The following is a 5,525-nucleotide window of genomic DNA, read 5'->3' on the forward strand; positions in this document are numbered from 1 at the left end:
GGCGAACTCCGCGGCGTCGGCCTGCGCGGCGACGTACGGGATCGCGATGCAGCGCATCCCGGCCGCGTGCGCGGCGGCGGCGCCCGGGGCCGCGTCCTCCAGCACCACGCAGTCGCCGGGGGCCGCGCCGAGCCGGCGGGCCGCCTCCAGGAAGACGTCGGGGGCCGGCTTGCCGCGCGCCACCTCGTCGGCCGAGACGACGGTGCGCAGATGCGCGTCCAGGCCCGTGCCCGACAGGATCGCCTCGATGGCCTCCGGCGAGGAGCCGGAGGCCACGGCCATCGGCACCCCCTCGCCCGCCAGCAGTTCGACGAACGCCCGCATCTGCGGGTACACGCGCGTGGAGGCGCGGGCCAGCTCCAGATAGCGGCGGTTCTTGACCGCGAGCAGTTCCTCCACGCCGGCCCGCAGCCCGTACCGCTCCCGCCAGTCGGCGATCGTCTCCCGCGTGCTGATCCCGACGTAGCGCTCGTGCTCGGTCCACGAGAAGTCCGGGACGCCGTACTCGGCGAGGGTCTGACGGCCCGCCTCGTAGTAGTTCGGCTCGCTGTCCACGAGCGTTCCGTCGAGATCGAAGATGACCGAGAGGGTGCCGAGGGTGCTCATGGGGTCCAGGATGCCAAGGCCGCCGGGGCGGCCGGCACCCGGTACGGGATCACTTCCGTGCCGTCCGGCCGATCGACTCCACCAGCGGCAGCAGCCGGTGCGCGACGCGCTCGCGCAGCGCCACCTCGGTGCGGGTGCGGACCACGCCGGGCAGGCCGATCAGCTTCTGGATCACGTCCTCCAGATGCCCGGCGTCGCGCGCCACGACCCGGGTCAGCAGATCGCCGCCGCCCGTGATGGAGAACGCCTCGACGATCTCCGGCACGGAGGCCAGGGCGGCGCCCACCTCGTCCAGGTGCCCCTGGGTGACCTCGATGTGCACGAACGCGAGCACGGGGTGGCCCAGTGCGGCGGGGGAGAGGGTGGGACCGGTGCCGGTGATCACGCCCTCGCGCTCCATGCGGTCGAGCCGCGCCTGGAGGGTGCCGCGGGCGACCCCGAGGATGCGGGCGTACTCGCGCACGCTGGTGCGCGGCTGCTCCAGCAGCAGCCGCAGGATGCGGGTGTCGAGCTCGTCCACGGCCATGACGCCCGGTCTCCTCGTCCTTCAGTGATCGTTTCCGACTGTAGCAACGGCACGGGGCGTGCCGGACCGCCGAGCCGCGGGCGGTCGGCCGTTGGCACCTCGGCGGACGTTTCCGCGTCACGAGTGCTGGGCCAATGGCCCAGTCGGAGAGCGGCCTGTTGAGCCAGTGGCGCCCCGGATGCTCCCATGGAGCTGTCGATGGCGCTGCGAACCCGCGGCGCCTTTTTCGTGCCACGGTGCACTTCGTTGATTCCCAGGGGGCGGTAAGCGGTGCTGAAGAGGGTGTTCACGGCCGCGGACCCGGGCCGGACCCGGCTGCGCTTCGCGGCGCGGGCCGTGCTCGGCATCGGGCTGGCGGTCGTCGTGTGCGGTCTGGCCGGCCACTCCCTCACGGGCACCGTCACCGGTGGGCTCGCCGCGCTGCTCGCCCTGTTCACCGTCACCGACGCCACGGTCCGCGGGCAGGCCGTCACGACCGCGCTGCTGCCCGCCGTCGGCCTGCCGGTGCTCGCCGCCGCCGCGGGGCTGCAGGACCATCCCGTGGCGCGCGACCTCGCCTTCCTCGCCGTGGTCGGACTGGGCGTGTACGCGCGGCGCTGGGGCCCGCGCGGGCACAGCCTCGGGGTCTTCGCGTTCATGACCTGCTTCGCGGCGCAGTTCCTGCACGCGAGGACGGACCAGCTCCCCGAGCTGTACGCCTCCGTGGTGCTGTCCGTGCTCGCCGCGGCCGCGGTGCGCTTCGGGCTGTGGTGCTACGAGCGCCGCCTGCCGCCCGCCGCCGTGCCGGCTCCGCCCGGCGGCACGGGCCTGGCCCGCGTGACCACCCGCCAGGCGATCCAGGCGACGGCCGGCGCGGGCTTCGCCCTCGTCGTGGGCCAGCTGGTGTCCGGGCAGCGCTGGTACTGGGCCGTCGGCGCCACCTGGTGGGTCTTCGTCAACACCGCCTCGCGCGGCGAGACCCTGGTCCGCGGCTTCCGGCGGGTGCTGGGGACGGTCATCGGCATCGGTCTCGCGCTGCTCGTCGTCGTCCCCGTGCACGGGGACGCCCTCCCCGCCGCCCTGATCCTCGCCGTGTCCGTCTTCGGCATCTTCTACACGGCCGCGGTGTCCTACACCTGGATGATGCTCTGGGTGACCCTGCTCGCCGCGGTGCTCTACGGCCTCCTGGGCGTGCTCGGCCCCGGTCTGCTGGCCCTGCGGCTGGTGGAGACCGGCGTCGGCGCGCTCGGTGCCGCGCTGGCGGTGACGCTCGTCCTCCCCGTGACCACCCACCGCGTCACCGACGCCTGGATCCAGCGGGCCCTGCACTGCGTCCACGCGTGCACCGCCCAGGCGGCCGCGCGGCTGGCCGGGGTCCCGGACGCCGACCCCGCGCCGAAGGCGGCGGAGCTGGAGCAGCTCCTCGCCCGGGTGCGGCTCTCGGTCGCCCCGCTGGTGCATCCGCTGAACCCGATGCGCGGCCGCAAGCGGCGCGCCCGCCGGGTGCTCGCCCTGCTCGACGACTGCGCCCGGGAGATCCGCGGTCTCGTCGCCGTCGTGGCCGACCCGGAGGCCTCGCACGACGCTCGCCTCACCGCCGCCTGCCGGCGCGTGGAGGCCGCGGTCGAGGCGCTCACCGGCGGCCGGGACGTCGCGGTGCGCACGGCTGCGGCCGCGACGGAACCCGCACTGGCCCACCTCCACGGTCTGGAACGCGCCCTCGCCGAACTCGCGGCGCCGCTGCGGGCGCCCTCCGGATCCCCCCTGGTCGGCGCCTGAAGCGCGCACGGACACACACCCGGGTCGGTGGCTTTTGGTCTAGACCTGAAGGGGGCGGCTGCTACCGTCGCTCCGGACCGGTACCGGACGAGAGGGGACAGTGGTGGCGGATGGCGAGCGACAGGCGTTCATCGGGTCGTTCACGGCGGCGGGAGGACCCGGCATCGTCACCGCGGCCGTCGCCCCCGACAGCGGCGCGCTGACCGTGCTGAGCACCGTGGACGGCGTACCCGACCCCTCCTTCCTGGCCCTGTCGGCCGACCGCCGCATGCTGTACGCGGTCAGCGAGACGGCCGAGGGCGCCGTGGCCGCGTTCCGTGTGACCGGGGACGGACCGGAGCCGGCCGGGCCTCCGGTACCGGTCGACGCGAGCGGGCCGACCCACCTCAGTCTCTTCGCCGGGCACCTGCTCACCGCGAACTACGGCTCCGGCAGTGTCACCGCCGTCCCCGTCCGCGCGGACGGCGGCCTCGCGCGGTCCGCGTCCGGGGTGTTCCGGCACAGCGGCTCGGGCCCCCACCCGCAGCGCCAGCGGGGCCCGCACGCCCACCAGGTGCAGCCCGACCCGAGCGGTCGCTGGGCGGTCGGCGTCGACCTCGGCACGGACTCGGTGCGGGTGTGCACCCTGACCGGCGGCACCCTCCGCCTGCACCGGGAATTCGCCCTGCGCCCCGGGTCGGGCCCGCGCCACCTGGCCTTCCACCCGGACGGTGCGCACGCGTACGTCCTCAACGAGCTCAGCCCCACCCTCGTCGTCTGCCGCTGGGACGCCGCCGGCGGTGAGCTGAGGCCGCTCACCGAGGTCCCGGTCCTGCCCGGCGCCCCGGCCGGCGACGCCTATCCGTCGGGCGTGGCCGTCTCGCCCGACGGACGCTTCGTGTGGACCGCGACCCGCGGTGAGGACGTGCTGTCGGTGTTCGCGGTCGAGGGGGAGAAGCTGAGCCCGCTCACCACCGTGCCCTGCGGCGGTCACTGGCCGCGCGCGGTCACCGAGTCCGGCGGCTTCCTGTACGTCGCGAACGAGCGCTCCGGGGACGTGACCTGGTTCGCGGTCGACGCGGACACCGGGGTGCCGCGACGCGGCGGCTCGATCCCGGTGCCCGCGGCGTCCTGCGTGGTCATCGGCTGACCGGGACCGGCCCGCCGGTCCCTTCGCACAGAGGCGGACGGGNNNNGACGGGGCGGTGCGAGCCGGCCGCGTCAGCGGACCGGGGAGCTCTGCGCCTGCTGCGGCGCGATGCCCAGCGCGGTCGTGTACTTGGCCAGGGCGAGCTTGCCGATCGCCGGGTACGGGCCGAGTGCCTCGGAGGCGGAGCAGCCCGCCTCCTTCGCGGCCTCCTCGAGCAGGCTCGCGTCGATCTCCGGGCCGATCAGGTACGGCGCGAGCGCGAGCTGCTGCGAACCGGAGCCGCGCAGCTGCTCGGCGACGGAGGCGATGGACCCCTCCTGGTCCAGGGCGGCGGCCATCACCGGCACCGCGAGGCGCGCGGCGAGCAGCATGCCGGTGATCCCGGCCGCCTGCACGGCCTCGTCACCGCCCACGGACGCCAGGATGATGCCGTCCGCGGCGGTCGCCACGGTGAACAGGCGGGCGCGGTCGGCACGGGCCAGCCCGGCCTCCGACAGCCGCACGTGCAGCGCCTCGGCGAGCAGCGGGTGCGGGCCGAGCACGTCGGTCAGCTCCGCGGCGACGCGGCTGTCCATCACGGCCTGGCGGACCTGGCGCAGCAGCGCGCTGTCCGGGCCGGCCAGCAGGGGCACGACGACGGCGACGGGACCGTCGGGCGCCTTGACGTCCGCGCCGGCGGCGCGGGCCTGCTCGAAGCGGGCGGTGCGCTCCTCACCGGTGTACGCGAGCACCGACTGCAGCGAGGGGAACTCCTCGTCGTCGCCGTCGAGGTAACCGATCCGGGCGTCCAGGCCGGGCAGCTCGGAACGGGCGATGCTCACGACCTCCTCGGCCAGGGAGCGAATGGTGCTGCTGGGCGCACCCGGCACGGCGAGAACGAGCGCGGGCGCGTCCTCGGGAGCCACCAGGGGCTCGGGGCGGCGGTGCCGCCCGGGCTGGCGGGGGCGCGGCATTCGTACTGGCAGGCCGGACGCGGGCCCAGTGGGGGTGCTCATGTTGCGGCATGTTAGTGGCTTCCTGGGCTCCCCCGTTCGGGGAGGGGCCGGGTGAGCGGTATCCGTCCGGATTTGTCTGACGGGTTACTTCTCGGGATCGGCCGCCCGGGTGACGTCCTCGGCCGCCGGGCTCGTCAGGCACAGCATCCTTCCGTCGCTCGGAAGGGTGAATGTGCCCGTCGTGAGGTCGGTGGCGATCCGCACCGCCCCGTGCAGTGGGTCCCCCTCGGCCGTGACCCGCCGTGCCCGCGGCAGCCGCTTCGCCAGCTCCTCGTCCAGCGGTACGAGCAGCGGGTCGCCCATCCCGGACAGGCCGCCGGTGAGACCGACCGACGGCCCGTCCACGTCCGGGCACACGGCCGCGGCCGAGTCCGCCATGTGCCGGGCCGCCGCGCGCAGCACGTCCGCGGCGACGGGATCGCCGTCGGCCGCGCACTCGGCCACCCGGGGGGCGAAGGAGGCGAGGACGGCCGGCCGGTCGGTGCGCGGATACAGCCGGCCGGGCAGCCCC

General features: G+C 75.4%; 5 protein-coding genes and 1 pseudogene. 2 read left to right on the forward strand and 4 right to left on the reverse strand.

Annotation, left to right across the window (positions count from 1 at the left end; translation table 11 throughout):
* Both B7L92_RS28445 and B7L92_RS28450 read right to left on the reverse strand, forming a co-directional pair.
* Positions 1–606, reverse strand: a 606-nt coding sequence (locus B7L92_RS28445; protein ID WP_081240254.1) for an HAD family hydrolase, incomplete at its 3' end; no start/stop codon positions are given.
* Between the two features lie 49 nt (positions 607–655).
* Positions 656–1,132: an Lrp/AsnC family transcriptional regulator gene (locus B7L92_RS28450; protein WP_081240255.1), complete on the reverse strand. Its 477-nt coding sequence runs from the start codon at positions 1,130–1,132 to the stop codon at positions 656–658.
* Between the two features lie 270 nt (positions 1,133–1,402).
* On the opposite strand from B7L92_RS28450, the gene B7L92_RS28455 reads away from it, so the two are divergent.
* Together B7L92_RS28455 and B7L92_RS28460 are read left to right on the forward strand one after the other, a co-directional pair.
* A complete protein-coding gene (locus B7L92_RS28455) occupies positions 1,403–2,890 on the forward strand; it encodes an FUSC family protein (RefSeq protein WP_081240256.1) in 1,488 nt (495 codons plus the stop codon).
* A gap of 103 nt (positions 2,891–2,993) precedes the next feature.
* Positions 2,994–4,019, forward strand: a complete 1,026-nt coding sequence (locus tag B7L92_RS28460; protein ID WP_081240257.1) for a lactonase family protein — start codon at positions 2,994–2,996, stop codon at positions 4,017–4,019.
* 71 nt (positions 4,020–4,090) lie between these two features.
* Here the strand turns inward: B7L92_RS28460 and B7L92_RS28465 are convergent, their stop codons facing one another.
* A complete protein-coding gene (locus tag B7L92_RS28465; protein WP_081240258.1) occupies positions 4,091–5,014 on the reverse strand; it encodes a sirohydrochlorin chelatase in 924 nt (307 codons plus the stop codon).
* 84 nt (positions 5,015–5,098) lie between these two features.
* Positions 5,099–5,525, reverse strand: a pseudogene (locus tag B7L92_RS28470) (ATPase); the annotation flags it as partial.

Source organism: Streptomyces viridosporus (genome assembly GCF_002078235.1).
GTDB lineage: Bacteria > Actinomycetota > Actinomycetes > Streptomycetales > Streptomycetaceae > Streptomyces > Streptomyces viridosporus.

Bases quoted from the DNA above. Each gene is read 5' to 3' on its own strand.
- B7L92_RS28450 (WP_081240255.1), bottom strand. From the start codon at position 1,132: ATGGCCGTGGACGAGCTCGACACCCGCATCCTGCGGCTGCTGCTGGAG.
- B7L92_RS28465 (WP_081240258.1), bottom strand. From the start codon at position 5,014: ATGAGCACCCCCACTGGGCCCGCGTCCGGCCTGCCAGTACGAATGCCG.